This is a genomic window from Peribacillus sp. FSL R5-0717 (assembly GCF_038002945.1).
Lineage (GTDB): Bacteria > Bacillota > Bacilli > Bacillales > DSM-1321 > Peribacillus > Peribacillus frigoritolerans.
Genome location: NZ_JBBOOF010000001.1, coordinates 752,999 through 769,227 on the forward strand (window position 1 = coordinate 752,999; position 16,229 = coordinate 769,227).

Consider the following 16,229-nt stretch of genomic DNA (forward strand, 5'->3'; position numbering starts at 1 on the left):
TGATTTTCTATATACTATGGGAGAGTCTTCAGAAAGGTTCCACTGCTTTTGTAATACTTGTAAATAATAGAACCATCCTCGTCCGTCCTGAACACTTTTATGCCATTCCCCTCCAAATTCCCAATTACGTCTCCATGAGGGTGCCCGTAGCGGTTATCCTTTCCAACTGAAATAAGTGCCGCTTTCGGCTGCAGCTGTTCAAGGAAGGGCGCGGAAGAAGACGTTTTACTGCCATGGTGACCGACCTTCAAGATATCCGCCTGCAACTGCGGAAAGGTTCTCAAAAGTTCCCTCTCCCCTTCTTCTCCCATATCGCCGGTCAATAACCATGACACTCCCCCGAGCTCAGTGAATAGAACGATGGATGAATCATTCTTATCTTCCTCTTGCTTAAATGGACTTAGCACAGCAAACCGCACTCCGCCCGCCACCCATTGATCCCCCCTTTTCAGGACGGTCATTTTCACTTTTTTCTCTTTCGCCACGGTTACAAGTTCCATATCCCTATATTGCTCTTCACTCCAGCCTCCAATGATGATCTCCGCAACTTTAAAATTATCTATTAATTCTTTTGCACTTCCCATATGATCTGCATCCGGATGGGTTAAAATCAATTTGTCCAATTGGTGGATTCCTTTACTTTTCAATAATGGAATAATGATATCATCCGCCGTGTTGAACTTCTTTCGCTTTATCGCCCACGTATCGATTGGAAATGTTATTTGCCCGCCTGTATCAATTAAATAATTACCGCGATTGAAAGGCAGGGAAATGAAAATGGAGTCACCTTGTCCTACGTCGATGATTTGCACTTCACCAAAAGGCGAGAACCTTTGTAAGTTATATTGCAAAAGTAAAAGGACGATTATCATTCCGCACCAGATTTTACTTTTTTCAAAGGATACTTCCCAAGCCAGGCATAACCCTATAAGGAAAATAATAAGTAGTAACATCATGAGGAAAGGCGGCTTTCCAAACGGTATGGAGGCGAGCGGCAATCCTGATGCTGCATCTGCGGCTTTATTGCAGAATACGAAGGTGAAATTCAATAATGATATGAGAGGTTGACCAAAGGAAGGCAGTAATAAATGAATGAGGAGGGAAATCAGTGAAAATGGCAGCAATATGATGGAATAAAGCGGAACATACAATACGTTCAGAAACACGCCAAGTAAAGATACTTCAAAAAAGCGAAAAAGTAAAATCGGAAGGGCTGCCAGTTGGCAGATGGAACTGAGGATGAACAGCTGCATCGATTTTTTCGGGTATTGCAAGAAGATGCTTGTAGACATGATAATGGAGAATGTGACTGCGAATGAAAGCTGAAAACCTATATCATACAGCATATTAGGCCGAAAAAACAATAGCGCCAAATAAGTCGATCCAATTGCGGCACCCGCCGAAATCCGCTTCTTGAATAGCAGGAGTAGAAAGAAAAGCATAGCCATTGAACAGGATCTCACCACTGATGGACTGGCACCTGAAAGTAACATGTAAACCGGAAGGAAGAGTAAGATGGCCATCATCATTCTTTCCCGTGTAATCCCTACCCTGATGCCGATGTAAAATAACACCCCCGTTAAAAAACTGACATGAAGGCCGGAAATCGCCAGTAAATGAACCAACCCCAACCGCTGATAATTAGTAAGGTCCCCTTCATCTATATATCTCTGGTCACCGAATATGAGTGCTGTGACAAAACCGCTCGACTCTTCAGGAAAGTGTTCTCTAATATATGCAATCCCCTTCAGGCGCAAATTACGAATCGAAACCAGAATCGAGTTTCCACCTTCTTTGCATTCTTGAAATGAAATGGAATCCGCTTTGAATATCCAATGGGTGCCTTGGCGGAAAAGATAACGCTGGTAATCGAAACTGTTTTCATTCCTGTTTTTCTCGGGAACTTGCAATGTCCCTTCAGCCGGACATGATAAACCGATTCGCAGAAACTGACTCAGCTTTTCCTGTTCCAATTCGGTCGTGATTTTATAACGAAGCAATAGCCGTTCGCCTTTCTCACTGCCAATGAATCCTTTTAATGAATTTCCATCTATATTCGGTTGGTCGGTAAATGTGATGATAAATTGGCTTTCCGTTCCATGATAGGCAGTTTTGTTTCGGTGATCGGAGAAGGAGGCGGCCCCTAAAAATATCCCCATGATCACCAAATGAAAACTAAGGGCCTTCACACTTAAGCCCACCGAAAAATAAAAGAAACAGAGAAAAATTAGGATAATGATCAGCAGCCTTACATTTAAAAGAGAATGGGCCGTAACACCAAATGTAGCTGAAACGGCCAGTAAGATAAGATGTCTGGCCATGCCTGCCCCCCGTCCTATTTAATTTTCGAATATCTGATTGGCCTGCTTTTCCAGTTCCAATAAATCTTCTTTTCCCAGACCGTTTTGTTCAAGTTGAGCTAGCAATGAGAATACAAAGTCCTTTTTTTGTTTTCCATTCACATCGATGGCCCCTTTTGCTTCAACCTTCTCGGTCTTGACACCCGCCTGTTTGAATAATTCGAGGGCATATGGATGATTTTTATAATCCTCGGCATAATAAACGGCCTTTATGCCAGCTTGGATGAGTGATTTACAGCACTGAAGACACGGAAAATGCGTCACATATATTTCCGCCTGATCAGTCGGCACCCCAAATTTCGCACATTGTAAAAGTGCATTCATTTCTGCATGTATCGTTCTGACACAATGGTTATCAATTACATAACAGCCGTCATCAATACAATGCGTCCCTCCCGCAATGGACCCATTATATCCCCCGGCAATGATTCGATTGTCCCTGACGATGGTCGCCCCTACAGTGAGGCGTGTACATGTGCTTCTTAAAGCTAATAAATGGCTTTGTGCCATGAAATATTGATCCCAACTAATTCTGTTCATGCTGTATCCCCTTACCCCTAGAATGATTTTCTTCAATTTTACCCTCTTCCTGTCCATTTGTGTAGCATTCATTTCACCGAAATGGAATCCCGTAACCTTTCAAACGTTTTATCGCCGATTCCCGTAACCTGCTTCAATTCATCGACCTCCTTGAATTTCCCTATCGCCTCCCTGTATTCCAGGATCGCATTCGCTTTGGATGGTCCAATTCCCGTCAAGGTTTGCAAATCTTCCTGTGTAGCAGTATTCAAGTTCACCAGCCCTCCTGACTTACCCTTAGTGCCGGCATCACCAGACGTCCCGACTTGTATATTCTCCAAGTTCCCTTTGTCTTCTTCACCTATTTCCGGAACATAAATGACCATTTGATCTTCGATGATTTGGGCAAAATTCACTTTATCCGTGTCAGCCTTTTCTGTAAAACTGCCCGCAGCGGAAATTAAATCAATCACCCGGTCACCTGCCTGTGCAGTAAATATGCCCGGGGACTTGACTGCTCCTTTAACGTCCACTTTAATGATCTCAGGTTCGGCAGACGATTCATTTACACTTTGTTCCATTTCAGCTTCTTTTGCAGTAACGGAAAATATATCTTCCGTATCAGCCGGATCCTCCCCTTGTTGATAAAAAAAGTAAATGCCCGCTGCCACAAATGCCACGGCAACGGTAATCATCGTCATTTTCCTTTTTAATATCACTTCCATTTCTTTCCCTCCTTATTGGATTTCGCACGATACATTGTCATAGGACAGATTAAAAATACATAGTGTTTTTAGGAGAATCAATCGCTTTAAGCGAAAGGAGTTGATCGGAATTGAAGAAAATCGGTGTTATCGGAACCGGAAATATGGGTACCATTTTAATCGAGGCATGGCTGGAGGCAAAAATATTGAATCCGGCAGATCTAGTCATTACAAATCGCACACTTTCCAAAGCAATGGTGCTGAAAGAGAAACACCCGGGTATCAAGGTGGCGGAAAGCGCAGCCGAAATCGTCGAACAAGCGGACTTTATCTTTCTCTGTGTAAAACCATTGCAAATTAACAGCCTATTACAAGGCATCAAACAGCATATAAAAAGGGATCAGCTGGTTATTTCCATCACAAGCCCGCTTTCCGTCTCCCAGCTCGAATCGGCAGTGAATGCACCCTGTGCCCGTTTTATCCCGAGTATAACGAACCGTGTGGGTTCAGGCGTATCGTTACTGAGTTTCAGCGAGAGCTGCAGTAAGGAGAGAGTGTCAGCTTTATTTGATTTGGCCTCCGCCATATCGGCACCGGTCATCATTGAAAATGATATCACCCGGGTAGCTTCCGATATTGTCAGCTGCGGCCCTGCCTTCTTCAGCTATTTAGCTCAAGCTTTCATTGACGCGGCTTGCCAAACGACGAAGATAGATAAAAAAACGGCTACGACTTTGACTGAGAATATGCTGGTCGGCTTAGGGGAATTGCTCGGTAAAGGGGTTTATACATTGCCGACCTTACAGGAAAAAGTTTGTGTAAAAGGTGGAATAACAGGTGAGGGGATCAAGGTTTTAGAAGCTGAAACCGGGGAAATGTTCCATCATCTTTTTCAGGCGACACATGAAAAGTTTGCAGAGGATCTTCACGAAGTTGAAAAACAGTTCGGCCATCCTTATTAATATTCGTAATCAAGATCTCAATTCCTTCTAAAAGTAAAAAAAAAGAAGAGGTCAGACCTCCACTCGTCCTTGTACGAACGGGAATCTTGACCTCTTTATCATTTACTGGCTACAAACAAGATTCTTTCGGTTTCCGTTACAAGCGGTGCTTCTTCAAGATCCGCCAGAATTTCAGAAACCGTGAAACCTGCTTGCTCCAGCCACTTTTTATATTGTTCAACCGGGTAGGTCCGTTGATAATGCAACTCATCAAAACGGTCATAAAGACCGCTTTCATCATCCCTTACGAAAAAACTTAAATCATGTTCCACACTGTAAGGTTCTTCACCCGGGAAGCAATCCCATATATAGGATACTTCTTCACCATTGACAGCAAACGTATGATCACTAAAGATTTCTTCCATTTTATAAAGGGAATGGATATCAAACATGAATAATCCGCCATCCTTCAAATGCTCATGAACCCGGCTGAACGTCTTGACGATATCCTCTTCGTCGCGAAGGTAGTTCAGCGAATCACAAAAAATCGTGACACAATCAAATTGGCCAAGTCCTTCGAGTTCTGCCATATTTTGCTGAAAAAGCGGAATCGATAATCCAAGCTTAACTGCTTTTTCATTAGCAACAAGAAGCATTTCATCAGATAAATCCACGCCGGTGACTTCGAATCCGTGCTGCGCCAATTCAACGGTCATTTCCCCGGTTCCACACGCCAAATCCAGGACTTTCCTTCCACCAATTCCATACTGTTCCAGCTTCGCCGTAAGGATCATCAGCCATTTTTCATAAGGTGCGTCCTTCATCAATTCATCGTATACATAGGCAAAGCGTTCGTAAGTCATGAAGTCAGTTCGCTCTCTAGATCTTCAAAAGGTGCATCTCCCCATAGACGTTCAAGGTTATAGTAGTTTCTTTCATCTTTATGGAAAATGTGGGCCACTACATCACCAAGATCCACAAGCACCCATTTCGCCTCGTCAAAACCTTCAAGACGCTTTACATTGATTCCTGATTCATCAGCTTTGCTCTTCATTTCACGAGCTATTGCTTGTACTTGTTTTTCAGAATTACCGTGGCAGATCAAAAAGTAATCCGCTACAAGGGAAATACCTTGCATGTTCAATGCCACGATATCCTCCGCTCTTTTATCATCCGCCGCTTTTGCTGCAATTACAAGAAGTTCACGTTCAGTCATTACATCTTCTCCTTCAAATTCATGATCAAATCATTATATGTCTTAAATGTGTCAGGGTAAATTGCCTGATTTCTTTTCATTAAAAAAACAACTGTATTCCTTAAAGCCTGGATGACAGCATGATCCAAATTTTGCTTTGCTGTCTGCCTGACTTCGTCGACACCGGGAAAAGAACGTCCCGGCTCGATATAATCAGCAAGGTATACGACTTTATCCAAAAGGCTCATGCCAACCCGGCCAGACGTGTGATAGGCAATCGCATCCAAGATTTCAGCGTCCTGAATGCCTGCTTCCTTATTCACCAGATAAGCCCCGACAGGAGCGTGCCACAGCTCCATATTGTATTCAAGTAACGCCGGGTCCATTTTTTCAGCGATTATTATTTGCTCCATTTCTTCTTTAGGACGAAATTTTGCATAATCATGGAAAATGGCTGCAAGTTCCGCTTTTTTGACGTCGGCACCATATCGTTCAGCAAGTTCAATCGCTGACTCGACCACACCCAAGGTATGAATGTACCTGCGCTCGGTGATTTGTTCTTTGACCAGCGCCAATGCTTTCTCACGATTCATATAAACCATTCCCTTTAATATACTTCACCACTGGATCTGCTATTAAATATTTCACGGTTTTCCCTGTTCTTAACTTCCTTCGTATCATGGAAGACGAAATGAACATCTGCGGGACTTTCACCATCGTGATCGGGTATAAGGTATTCTCATTATATCCAGGGCGCTTCACCCCGACGAAATTGACCATATGCACCAGCTCGTCGATACGATGCCAATTCGGTAAGTACTCAATCATATCTGCGCCAATTATGAAATAGAACTCATTGGCTGGCTCAAGTTCTTTAAGCAATTTTATCGTGTCATACGTATAAGATGTGCCTTTTCTTTCTATTTCAATACCCTCAATATAAAAAGATGGGTTTCCGGCTATCGCGTTTTCCAACATGGCCAGCCTGTCCATATCGGTTACTTCCTCCGATTTTTCCTTATGTGGAGGTACGTGATTTGGCATGAACCTGATTTCATCTAGCTCAAGGGCATCCAGCACTTCATTGGCTATAATTAAATGCCCGATATGCGGAGGATTGAATGTACCGCCAAGAATTCCAATTTTTTTCATAGATAGGTTCCTTAAGGTAATTTAAGTTGTTTGTTTTCTTTTGATTCTTTATACAGCACAATTGTGTTGCCGATAATCTGTACCAATTCTGCCCGTGCACCTTTTGATAAAGTAAGCCCCACATCATTGCGGTCCTCTTCACAGTTTTGCAGGATGCTGACCTTGATCAATTCACGTACTTCAAGCGCCTCACCAATTTGCTTGATGAGATTATCATTGACTCCGCCTTTACCAACTTGAAAAATTGGATTGAGGTGATGGGCCTTTGATCGTAAAAATCTTTTTTGTTTTCCTGTTAACATGTGTTACCTCCTAGTTTGTTCAAGACAATATCTGTCATTCTTGCTGTATCCGGCATAATGCCTGTCCATATCTCAAAGGCAAGCGCAGCCTGGTTGATGAACATTCCCAGACCATTTTGCGTTTCCGCCCCTTTTTCCCCAGCTTCACGCAGCAGCTTGGTTTGCAGAGGGTTATAGATGATATCACTGACAATTGCACCGGTTTTAAGCTGGTCGACCTTTAACGGCGAATGATCCAGTTCAGGACTCATTCCAGAAGAAGTCGTTTGGATGATTAAATCATATTGTGATAAGCTTTCTTCCGCTTCGATAATCGAGAGTGCCTTCGATACTTTATCATAAGGGCAATCAGAAACAAGCTGGGCCGCTCTTTCCTTTGTCCGGTTTGCAATATCAACTTGCTTTACCCCTTCTTTCACGAGGGTAAAATAAATCGCACGCGCAGCACCGCCCGCTCCGATCACTAACGTTTTTTTAGCCTTGATGTCACCTGATATTTCATCGCATAAAGATTTAAAAAATCCTTTTCCGTCTGTATTATACCCTATAAACCGACCATTTTTGTTAACAACCGTATTTACAGCCCCGATTGCCAGGGCCAGTTCATCCACTTCATCAAGGAAAGGGATGATTGAAGTCTTATGAGGTATCGTGATGTTAAACCCTTCTATACCAAGGGCTTTCATGCCTTTTACGGCATCGTTCAAACCTTCTTTCGTCACATGAAAATGGTGATAAACCGCTTCTATATTTTCTTTTTCAAATGCATCATTATGAATGTCCGGTGACATCGAATGTGCAATTGGATCTCCCATTACCCCATATATCTTTTTCATAGACTAGACGACCCCTATATTTAGATTAATGATTTGCGAACGATCACATTGACGCCCTTTGGAACATGTGCAACGATTTTCGCCCCTGGCTCATTGACTGTCACCCAGCCAAGACCAGAAAACACAATATCCATTTTACCATCTTTCAAGGAAAATTCATGTGGAATCAGCTTCGGAAATTCCTCGATTTGTTCCGGCCGTGGGGGAGTCAGTAATTCCCCGGCATGGTTTTTATACAATTCATCGGCATTTTCCAGTTTCGTACGGTGAATATTCAATTCGTTCGAAAGGTAGCAAGTCAATGAACGCCTTCCGCCTGAGACATAGTCCAACCTGGCCAATCCTCCGAAAAATAGCGTCTGCCCTTCATTCAGTTGGTACACTCTCGGCTTGATCTCCTTTTTCGGCATAATCACCTTGAAGTCCCGTTTGTCCACATAGTGAGCCATTTGATGATGATTAATGATTCCAGGTGTATCGATCAATGCCTGTTCATCATCCAAAGGTATTTCAATCATATCCAAGGTGGTCCCAGGGAAGTGGGAAGTCGTGATGATATCACTTTCACCGCTCACTTCTTTTATAAGACGGTTGATGAAAGTCGATTTTCCTACATTCGTACAGCCCACCACATAGACATCTTTTCCTCTGCGATACCGCTCGATCGCATCCGCCGCTTCAAGTATGTGCTTTCCCTTTTCCGCACTGACAAGCAGGACATCGATCGGGTTAAGACCCAATTCCTTGGACGATTGCTTCATCCAATTGATCAACTTGTTCGGTTTTACCGATTTAGGCAATAAATCGACCTTATTTCCGATCAGAAGAACATCATTTCTCCCTACAAATCGATGAAGGCCAGGCAGCCAGCTTCCATTGAAATCAAAAATATCGACGATTTTGACGATTAAAGAGTCGGTTTCGCCTACTTTATTCAAGATTTTCAAGAAGTCATCGTCTGTTAAGGATACATCCTGAACTTCGTTATAATGTTTCAATTTAAAGCAGCGCTGACAAACGATGCTCTCTTTTTCCAGAGCCGATTTAGGGGCAAAGCCCAACTCCTTCGGATCTTCAGTCTGGACCTTCACACCGCAGCCGATGCACACTAATTCTTGATGATTGTTCAATTGTGATCCTCCCATTCTATCATTCCTTTTCGTTTAAAAAACGCCATGATCTTTCTTTCAAAATAACGATTGATCCTTGTTCTGAATTCGTCGGTTTGTGCGACAGGGACCACTAAGATCGTATGAAACCCGCCTCTGTTCCCTCCCAATACATCCGTCAATAACTGATCGCCGATTACTACCGTTTCTTCTAATTTCAACCCCATTGTCTTACGGGCTTTATGGAAAGCCCTTGCCATCGGTTTTCTGGCCTGGAAGATAAACGGAATGTGAAGCGGATCGGAAAAAGCCCGAACCCGATTTTCATTATTATTGGACACAATCGTCACTAAAATCCCATGATCCCGCATATTGTCGAACCATTTGATTAAATCGGGGGTGGCAGTCGGCCTGTCCCATTCAACGAGAGTATTATCCAAATCGGTAATGACGCCCTTAATCCCTCTTTTTTTCAATTCTTGAGGATCTATATTAAAAATGCTTTTAACATGTTCACTCGGCAAAAATAATTTAAGCATATTGGCACCTCTATATTTTCATTAAAATTTACCGTTTCCATCATATCGAATTTTCAGCCCACTTTCAAAAAAAATTAGGAAAGAATGGCTAAACGGTAAAGAAACATCATAATGTATGTTTTCTGATATGGAAAGGCATTTTTCATTAAATAATGGGAAATTTGCAGGCAGACCAGAACCAAAGAACTAATTATTCATAAAAGATTTCGACAAAAATTTCATTTATTCAACCTGTGGATAACTTTACTAACATTTTCCATACTGATGGGCACCATTTCGTTCACTTTGCAAACAACTTAACCACAGGTTATCCACTTTCATCTGTGGATAACAGAACGATTGTTCTCCACGTTTATTTCTGATACAGTAGGGGTACATCAAGGAAGACTTATCAATATATGCAGGTAAACACCAAATTATTCCTCGCAATCCCTACTGGAGGTGAGCAGCCCTTAAGTGGCGTTCTGATGCAAAAACTATCTGATGACCTGTTGCTTGAATCCTATTTTAAAGCACAGAATTTAAAGTTGAGTACCGATTTCATCCGCCTCATAGAAACGGAAATTCATCGAAGGTCCCTAACACATAAAATCCGATCCATATTTTAATATGAAATACATAGGCTGACATCAAATGTCAGCCTCTTATTTTATATTTGAAGTTAGACCGCTCTCATGAATCCGATTGTTTCACCTACACGGACATCTGCGGGAATGGATATGTTTCCTTCAAGTTCAAAACTTCCTTTTTCAAAAAGAAGCACAACTGTGGACCCAAAGCTGAAATAAGAAAACTCCTGCCCTTTTTCCAATTGATCCGAATCATCAGTAATGACGATCGAATTTATGAACATGGCCCCGACTTTCACCATTGCCAGATTTCCCGCCTCATTTTGTAGTTCAGTTATTGTCCGGTAATTTTTTGATAAAGGCTCTTTTCCATATTTCATCCCCCATTTATTAACGGGGTATGATTTCCTTCCAAGCGTCCATCGCTTGACCACGGAACCCTTGATAGGCGCATGGATCCTATGGTAATGACTCGGGCTTAAGTATAACACGAGATATTTGCCGCCTAAGTACTTTTCCAATAAAAGCTCATCCCCGAGCATTTCCTCCATTGAATATACCTTTCCCTTAACGACGATCTTTTTATCAGCAAGTATCTCCCCTGAGTCCTCAAGTACACCGTCCACGGGACAAGCTACCGCAGATGGAACTGCCGTAATTGGCCTCGCGTCAGCCTTTAACTGCCTTGTAAATAGCTCGTGCAAATTGGTATATGCTTTTAACTCCTTACCAAATTCCTGTGTATTAAGGTTGAATGTTTTTACATAAAGTAAAATTAAAGGCCTGCTCCAACGAGATTGGCTAAAGTGTTTTAATAAACCTGATGAATACTGACCATTCGTCAGTTCAATAAGAACGCGATACAAAGACTGAAACAAAATATAACCACTCCAAATTGTGAAATTGTAAAATTATTCTAAAATCCCCTTGCATAAATTGTATTAAATAAAATATTATTATATAATAAATACTTATGTTTACTATATTTTGTTTTAATTTGTTTCATTTGAAAGGAGTGAAAAGATGTTTTTATTACACGCCCTAGATCAAACCATTAAAAAAGTGAAAGCACAAACAGCAAATATACTTACCTTAATTAATTTATCCCTTGGTGGATTTGCGATAATTGCCGTGATGCACGGTCAATTGAATTTAAGCTTGCTTTTAATCTTCCTGGCTGCCCTTGCAGATCGCTTTGACGGTATGGTTGCACGGAAATTCAACATTGAATCGGAATTGGGTAAGCAACTTGATTCCATGTGTGACATCATATCCTTTGGCGTCGCACCGGCTCTATTATTATACCAAGGAATATTGATAGAATTCGGAGCACCTGGCACACTCTTCACGGTTTTCTATATTGGCTGTGGCGCGTTTCGTCTCGCCCGCTTCAATATAAGTGAAAGCAATGGATATTTTACAGGAGTGCCCATTACGGTTGCGGGCTGCATCGCCACTTTAAGTTATTTAGCCATTCCGTATTTCCATCCAGTCTTTTTCTTATCCCTCATGATTATATTATCATTACTTATGGTCAGTCCATTTAAACTGAAGAAAGTTTAATAAGAAAAGCGGATGTCCTAGACCGGACATCCGCTTTCTTTTGTTCCTATTCCACCTAAACCCATCTTATGCTTTTCGGACTAATGGGTCGGTCAAACGCATGAATTCTTCTACATCCTCCATACAGGCATTGACCGCTTCCTCCCAAAAATCCCGGGTCTTTAAATCGACGCCTAAATGTTTCTCCGCCAAATCCTCGACCTTCATGGAACCGGTATCCTTTAATAGAGCGATATATTTTTCTTCGAATCCTTCAGGTTCTTTCAGGGCATTCGCGTATATGCCTAATGAGAATAAGTAACCGAATGTGTACGGAAAATTATAAAATGGTACACCTGTAATATAAAAATGGAGCTTTGAAGCCCAGAAAGTTGGATTATAATCACTTAAAGCATCGCCATAAGCTTCTTTTTGTGCATCGACCATCAGTTCATTCAACCGTTCGGCACTGACATATCCTTGCTTCCTCTCGTCATAAAACCTAGTTTCGAATAAGTAGCGGGCATGGATATTCATCAATAATGCCACGGAACGCTGAATTTTATCTTCTAAAAGCACCAGCTTTTCTTCCTCACTGGCTGCTTCCTTAACAGCTGCATCCGCTACGACCATTTCAGCAAACGTGGAGGCGGTTTCCGCCACATTCATTGCATATGACCGATTCAATGGATGGATATCCCTCATCGCATAAGAATGGAATGCATGTCCCAATTCATGAGCCAATGTCGATACATTGGACGGTGTGCCCGAATACGTCATGAAAATTCTTGACTGCTTATTCAATGGAAAGCCGGTGCAAAAACCGCCTGGTCTCTTACCTGGTCTGTCCTCAGCTTCAATCCAGCTGTCTTCAAAAGCTTTTTGGGTGAAGTTCGCTAATTGAGAGCCGAATTTAGCGAATTGCTGGATGATGAAGTCTGCACCTTCTTGATAATCCATTACTTTGGATTCTGCCGTAACAGCGAGCGGTGCATCCAAATCCGCCCAACTTAATTTATCCAAATCCAGTAACTCCGCTTTCCTTTTTAAAAATCTCACAAGCGGCTCTTTATGATCGGCAATTACATTCCACATACTTTCGAGGGTTTCTTTTTTCATCCTTCCTATTTCAAGAGGCTCTTTCAAAATATCATCCCAGCCCCTTTTTTCATTCACACTGAGACGGAAGCCAGCCAAGTGGTTCAAAGTCCGGGCAAACAGGTCACTTTTTTCCTCCCAAGCCTGTTCCCACGCAGTAAATAATTCTTTCCGGGTCCTTTCATCAGGATCAGAAAATTTATTCGCCGCTTGGCCTACAGAAAGCTTTTCACCCTTATAAGGGATGGTCATTGAACCGACGATCGTATCATACATTTGGCTCCAACCTTCGAAACCGTCCATGGCCAATTGGGTGATTAATGATTCTTCCTTCACGGAAAGCTTTTCCTTTGCCTTTTCCCGACGTTCATTCAATACGAATTTCAATTCATTCAATGGTTCTTTTTCGAGGATTTTCATGAAAAATGCATCATCAAGCTGTATCAACTTTTCATCCAGCTTGCTTAACACCATTTTTAGTGAAGCGACTATCTTCATTTGTTTGATCCGCAGCTGACCAGCCTTCTTATCCTGCGCATTTTGAGCTTCCAGGCATCCAATGAAAGCACCTGCCTGCGAAGATTTCATATTTGTATTTTTAAAAAGATCAAATGCCTGGATTAAACTGAATTCATCATTTCCTACCGGATTGATATTGCTTACAAGCCTGTCTAATTCTTTTACTTCTTCGTTGAATTCATCTAAAAAAATCAGGAACTCCTTAGAAGAGCTTCCCCCTTTAAAAAAGATATCCAAATCCCATGTCATAGAATATCCCATACTAAATTGCCCCCTTTTTATCACTAACCCCATTATAGAGGTTCATTCAATATTTTTCTAATTAAAAGGAATTTTCAGTATTTTTCAGAACATTTTTCTATATCCCAGATTAAAAGCATGTTATGATGAATATAATCTTGGGAAAGGGGTGGTTGATTCATATGAAATTCTTTATTCACATGTCTGCCATCATCCTGCTCCTTTGGACACTGCCTATACAGTTCCACCATCATGCACAGCAGCTAACCATTGAAGAACATACCGATGTTCACCATTGGGATAAGGCCGACAAGAAACAGCCTTTCGTTCCGTCCTTTAGTTCATGGCAGTCACTTATCGTAATACTCATTTTCGAATTTACCATTTTGGGCTTTCTTTATTTTCACTCGAATCTTCGACGGCGATATCTCAGTCCCGTTTTTTATCAGGCGAATTACGTAGCCTCACGCTCTTACATTTTATAAAAAATAAAATGGAGGAGTGATTCATATGTGGTTTCGACTAATTATGGTAGGGGTCTTTTCTTTAACCGCTTCACGTCTGTTCCTTTTTCAGGGAATTGAGATTTATCATGCATTTACAGATTTGATCAGAAATAAATATTAAAAAAAAGAGTGCGGGGAATTTCCCCGCACTCTCTTTGTTTACCATTCCTATCCTTTAGCTTTCTTTTCCTTCTCTTTTTCTGCCCTGTAAAATTCATGGAACATCTTCATCAAAGCACGTTTTTCGATCCTTGATACATAACTGCGGGAAATGCCAAGCTCTTTAGCGATTTCCCTCTGGGTTTTCTCCTTTTTCAAATCCAGTCCAAACCTGCCTACAATGACTTCCTTTTCGCGTTCATCCAAAATATCAATATACTTTTTCACTTTTTCAATTTCCATATTGAGCTGAATCGTATCGATGACATCTTCCGATTCCGATTTCAGTACATCGATTAAACTGATTTCATTTCCTTCTTTATCCTGACCGATCGGATCATGCAGGGAAATATCTTTCTTCGTTTTCTTTGTCGCTCGTAAATGCATCAAGATCTCATTCTCAATGCATCGCGCCGCATATGTGGCAAGCTTCGTACCCTTCCCATCCGAATAACTCTCAATGGCCTTTATCAAACCAATTGTCCCAATCGAAATCAAATCCTCTGTATCTTCGCCCGTATTCTCGAATTTCTTGACGATATGGGCAACAAGCCTGAGATTATGCTCGATCAGGATGTTACGGGCATCACCGTCCCCTTCACTCATAAGCTTCAGGTATCTCTTTTCATCCTGAGATGACAAGGGCTGGGGAAAAGCATTGTTTTTCACATAGGAAACAAATAAGTAAAATTCTTTGATAATATAACCGACAACTGTAAGTATTCCGGGCATTGGCTTCATCCCCCGTTTCTTTGGCTTCCCTATTCATACCTATGCAACAGTGGGCTTGTTCGTGCCTGTCCCGCTAAAAGAAATCACGAAAGTGTTAAATGTTCAAACCAGCCTGGATGAATTCACAAACGAACGAAGGCAAATGTTCATATAATGATAGGGAATTTTTCAGGGAAAGGGGGGTTTTTCGATGGGATATAACTATGGACCATACGGATGCAGCTATGGTTATCCGGCTCCTGCGCCTTGTTATTCAGGGTCCGGTTACGGCTTCGGTTATGGCCTGTTTATTGTCCTCCTGATTTTATTGCTCATTTTCGGGTTTTGGTGGTTGCCGGGATGTGGGTTTGGTTATGGTGGGTCAGGCCCGTGCTGCTGATTCAGGCAAAGAAAAAAACTCGGCCCTAAGGCCGAGTTTTCCCATTTTACCTATTCATATCTAACGTTGGCGTTCCGAGTTGATCAGCGTCATGACCATCTTGATCAACATCTCTTCAATTCATCACGTTTCCAATGGCATTTTCCGCTGTTCTTATACATACAAACCATGATAATGCAGGCCATGCACCGGCAAATACGTTAGCCGGTATCCTTCTCCTGCCAATAGCAACGCTTCTCTCCTTTTACGTAAAACAAGTTCAACATATTAACCTCCACCTTTCTTTATTTTTTTAAGAACGGAATACCTACCTCATATGTTTTTAGAAAAAAGGACGATGCTTCATCGCTTTATCCAGATGTTCTTCTCGAATCTTGTGGATTCTCTCCTGTTGCAAACATTCCTCGGCAGTCATTTTTTTCATTTTAATCGTGATTGTGAAAAAAAGCATATTCAGTGTCATAATATCACCTCCTTTAAGGGAGCGGCCCAACAAAAAGGCATAAAAAGGCCGCAGAAAGTTACGTCCTCCTGCGGCCTTTTTTAGAGAATATAAAAAGACCGCAGGATAAAACACTTCTCCCTGCGGCCGCTATGTCTGAATGATTAATAAAGCCAAATTGCTTTAGAAATATTCCGCTTGGCACAGGTCGAATGTTATGTGATTGTCATTTGAAACGGACCGGCTGATTGCGACGACTCCATGTAGATACAATGTCATTTTCTTCGACCTCCTTTGGAATATTTTTTATTACTTGGTAAGTATATCCACAAATTCGATATTTGTAAACGGCTTTTGCCTATTTTTTTGAAAATTTCGATCTTTTT

The 16,229-nt window shown here is 41.7% G+C and carries 18 protein-coding genes; 3 read left to right on the forward strand and 15 right to left on the reverse strand.

From position 1 onward, the window contains the following. Positions 1-14: 14 nt before the first annotated feature. The 3 genes from NYE65_RS03725 to NYE65_RS03735 form a co-directional block, all read right to left on the reverse strand. The gene (locus tag NYE65_RS03725; RefSeq protein WP_340859869.1) at positions 15-2,321 is read right to left on the reverse strand and encodes a DNA internalization-related competence protein ComEC/Rec2; all 2,307 of its coding nucleotides are present in this window, start codon (positions 2,319-2,321) and stop codon (positions 15-17) included. An 18-nt stretch (positions 2,322-2,339) separates the two neighbouring features. After that, a complete protein-coding gene (locus tag NYE65_RS03730; RefSeq protein ID WP_057278857.1) occupies positions 2,340-2,900 on the reverse strand; it encodes a ComE operon protein 2 in 561 nt (186 codons plus the stop codon). A 68-nt stretch (positions 2,901-2,968) separates the two neighbouring features. Then, positions 2,969-3,604, reverse strand: a complete 636-nt coding sequence (locus tag NYE65_RS03735; protein WP_340859870.1) for a helix-hairpin-helix domain-containing protein — start codon at positions 3,602-3,604, stop codon at positions 2,969-2,971. Positions 3,605-3,714: 110 nt separating this feature from the next. Here NYE65_RS03735 and comER point away from each other — a divergent pair, with 110 nt between their 5' ends. Then, entirely contained in the window at positions 3,715-4,545 is an 831-nt protein-coding gene (gene comER / locus NYE65_RS03740) for a late competence protein ComER (protein ID WP_340859871.1), read from the forward strand. A gap of 98 nt (positions 4,546-4,643) precedes the next feature. Here comER and NYE65_RS03745 read toward each other — a convergent pair whose 3' ends face one another. Genes NYE65_RS03745 through NYE65_RS03780 form a run of 8 tightly spaced genes read right to left on the reverse strand, consistent with a single transcriptional unit; the run spans position 4,644 to position 9,657 of the window. Further along, on the reverse strand, positions 4,644-5,387 hold the full coding sequence (locus NYE65_RS03745) for a class I SAM-dependent DNA methyltransferase (protein ID WP_057278859.1): 744 nt from the start codon (positions 5,385-5,387) through the stop codon (positions 4,644-4,646). Next, positions 5,384-5,740 carry a ribosome silencing factor gene (rsfS, locus tag NYE65_RS03750; RefSeq protein ID WP_034308569.1) on the reverse strand — a complete coding sequence of 119 codons (357 nt, stop codon included), beginning with the start codon at positions 5,738-5,740 and terminating at the stop codon, positions 5,384-5,386. The genes NYE65_RS03745 and rsfS overlap by 4 nt, the downstream gene beginning before the upstream one ends. Further along, positions 5,740-6,312: a bis(5'-nucleosyl)-tetraphosphatase (symmetrical) YqeK gene (yqeK, locus tag NYE65_RS03755; RefSeq protein ID WP_054400178.1), complete on the reverse strand. Its 573-nt coding sequence runs from the start codon at positions 6,310-6,312 to the stop codon at positions 5,740-5,742. The genes rsfS and yqeK overlap by 1 nt, the downstream gene beginning before the upstream one ends. Then, entirely contained in the window at positions 6,302-6,871 is a 570-nt protein-coding gene (locus NYE65_RS03760) for a nicotinate-nucleotide adenylyltransferase (RefSeq protein WP_034308571.1), read from the reverse strand. The genes yqeK and NYE65_RS03760 overlap by 11 nt, the downstream gene beginning before the upstream one ends. 11 nt (positions 6,872-6,882) lie before the next feature. Continuing rightward, positions 6,883-7,173 (reverse strand): ribosome assembly RNA-binding protein YhbY, encoded by a 291-nt coding sequence (yhbY, locus tag NYE65_RS03765; protein WP_034308574.1) that lies wholly within the window; start codon positions 7,171-7,173, stop codon positions 6,883-6,885. Continuing rightward, complete coding sequence (aroE, locus tag NYE65_RS03770) at positions 7,167-8,009, reverse strand: shikimate dehydrogenase (RefSeq protein ID WP_063590586.1); 843 nt, start codon at positions 8,007-8,009, stop codon at positions 7,167-7,169. Before aroE ends, yhbY begins: the two co-directional genes overlap by 7 nt. Positions 8,010-8,029: 20 nt before the next feature. Then, entirely contained in the window at positions 8,030-9,139 is a 1,110-nt protein-coding gene (gene yqeH / locus NYE65_RS03775; protein ID WP_222619913.1) for a ribosome biogenesis GTPase YqeH, read from the reverse strand. Further along, entirely contained in the window at positions 9,136-9,657 is a 522-nt protein-coding gene (locus tag NYE65_RS03780; protein ID WP_034308582.1) for a YqeG family HAD IIIA-type phosphatase, read from the reverse strand. Before NYE65_RS03780 ends, yqeH begins: the two co-directional genes overlap by 4 nt. 467 nt (positions 9,658-10,124) lie before the next feature. Here NYE65_RS03780 and NYE65_RS03785 point away from each other — a divergent pair, with 467 nt between their 5' ends. Continuing rightward, a complete protein-coding gene (locus NYE65_RS03785) occupies positions 10,125-10,265 on the forward strand; it encodes a sporulation histidine kinase inhibitor Sda (RefSeq protein ID WP_034311351.1) in 141 nt (46 codons plus the stop codon). A gap of 53 nt (positions 10,266-10,318) precedes the next feature. Here the strand turns inward: NYE65_RS03785 and NYE65_RS03790 are convergent, their stop codons facing one another. Beyond that, entirely contained in the window at positions 10,319-11,104 is a 786-nt protein-coding gene (locus NYE65_RS03790) for a phosphatidylserine decarboxylase (protein ID WP_328131702.1), read from the reverse strand. Positions 11,105-11,249: 145 nt separating this feature from the next. On the opposite strand from NYE65_RS03790, the gene pssA reads away from it, so the two are divergent. Then, positions 11,250-11,789 carry a CDP-diacylglycerol--serine O-phosphatidyltransferase gene (pssA, locus tag NYE65_RS03795; protein WP_034308587.1) on the forward strand — a complete coding sequence of 180 codons (540 nt, stop codon included), beginning with the start codon at positions 11,250-11,252 and terminating at the stop codon, positions 11,787-11,789. 66 nt (positions 11,790-11,855) lie between these two features. Here the strand turns inward: pssA and NYE65_RS03800 are convergent, their stop codons facing one another. The 3 genes from NYE65_RS03800 to NYE65_RS03815 all read right to left on the reverse strand — a co-directional run bounded on the left by NYE65_RS03800 (position 11,856) and on the right by NYE65_RS03815 (position 15,864). Beyond that, positions 11,856-13,646 carry a M3 family oligoendopeptidase gene (locus NYE65_RS03800; protein ID WP_268592468.1) on the reverse strand — a complete coding sequence of 597 codons (1,791 nt, stop codon included), beginning with the start codon at positions 13,644-13,646 and terminating at the stop codon, positions 11,856-11,858. A 653-nt stretch (positions 13,647-14,299) separates the two neighbouring features. Next, a complete protein-coding gene (sigK, locus tag NYE65_RS03805) occupies positions 14,300-15,022 on the reverse strand; it encodes an RNA polymerase sporulation sigma factor SigK (RefSeq protein ID WP_048682796.1) in 723 nt (240 codons plus the stop codon). A gap of 701 nt (positions 15,023-15,723) precedes the next feature. Further along, positions 15,724-15,864 (reverse strand): YrzI family small protein, encoded by a 141-nt coding sequence (locus NYE65_RS03815; RefSeq protein WP_072273247.1) that lies wholly within the window; start codon positions 15,862-15,864, stop codon positions 15,724-15,726. Positions 15,865-16,229 lie beyond the last annotated feature (365 nt).

What these genes read in the sequence shown, in the direction of transcription:
- yhbY (WP_034308574.1), bottom strand. Translation starts at nt 7,173, where the DNA reads ATGTTAACAGGAAAACAAAAAAGATTTTTACGATCAAAGGCCCATCAC.
- aroE (WP_063590586.1), bottom strand. Translation starts at nt 8,009, where the DNA reads ATGAAAAAGATATATGGGGTAATGGGAGATCCAATTGCACATTCGATG.
- NYE65_RS03780 (WP_034308582.1), bottom strand. Translation starts at nt 9,657, where the DNA reads ATGCTTAAATTATTTTTGCCGAGTGAACATGTTAAAAGCATTTTTAAT.
- NYE65_RS03800 (WP_268592468.1), bottom strand. Translation starts at nt 13,646, where the DNA reads ATGGGATATTCTATGACATGGGATTTGGATATCTTTTTTAAAGGGGGA.
- pssA (WP_034308587.1), top strand. Translation starts at nt 11,250, where the DNA reads ATGTTTTTATTACACGCCCTAGATCAAACCATTAAAAAAGTGAAAGCA.
- NYE65_RS03745 (WP_057278859.1), bottom strand. Translation starts at nt 5,387, where the DNA reads ATGACTTACGAACGCTTTGCCTATGTATACGATGAATTGATGAAGGAC.
- NYE65_RS03760 (WP_034308571.1), bottom strand. Translation starts at nt 6,871, where the DNA reads ATGAAAAAAATTGGAATTCTTGGCGGTACATTCAATCCTCCGCATATC.
- yqeK (WP_054400178.1), bottom strand. Translation starts at nt 6,312, where the DNA reads ATGAATCGTGAGAAAGCATTGGCGCTGGTCAAAGAACAAATCACCGAG.
- sigK (WP_048682796.1), bottom strand. Translation starts at nt 15,022, where the DNA reads ATGCCCGGAATACTTACAGTTGTCGGTTATATTATCAAAGAATTTTAC.
- NYE65_RS03815 (WP_072273247.1), bottom strand. Translation starts at nt 15,864, where the DNA reads ATGACACTGAATATGCTTTTTTTCACAATCACGATTAAAATGAAAAAA.
- NYE65_RS03730 (WP_057278857.1), bottom strand. Translation starts at nt 2,900, where the DNA reads ATGAACAGAATTAGTTGGGATCAATATTTCATGGCACAAAGCCATTTA.
- NYE65_RS03785 (WP_034311351.1), top strand. Translation starts at nt 10,125, where the DNA reads ATGCAAAAACTATCTGATGACCTGTTGCTTGAATCCTATTTTAAAGCA.
- NYE65_RS03725 (WP_340859869.1), bottom strand. Translation starts at nt 2,321, where the DNA reads ATGGCCAGACATCTTATCTTACTGGCCGTTTCAGCTACATTTGGTGTT.
- rsfS (WP_034308569.1), bottom strand. Translation starts at nt 5,740, where the DNA reads ATGACTGAACGTGAACTTCTTGTAATTGCAGCAAAAGCGGCGGATGAT.
- NYE65_RS03735 (WP_340859870.1), bottom strand. Translation starts at nt 3,604, where the DNA reads ATGGAAGTGATATTAAAAAGGAAAATGACGATGATTACCGTTGCCGTG.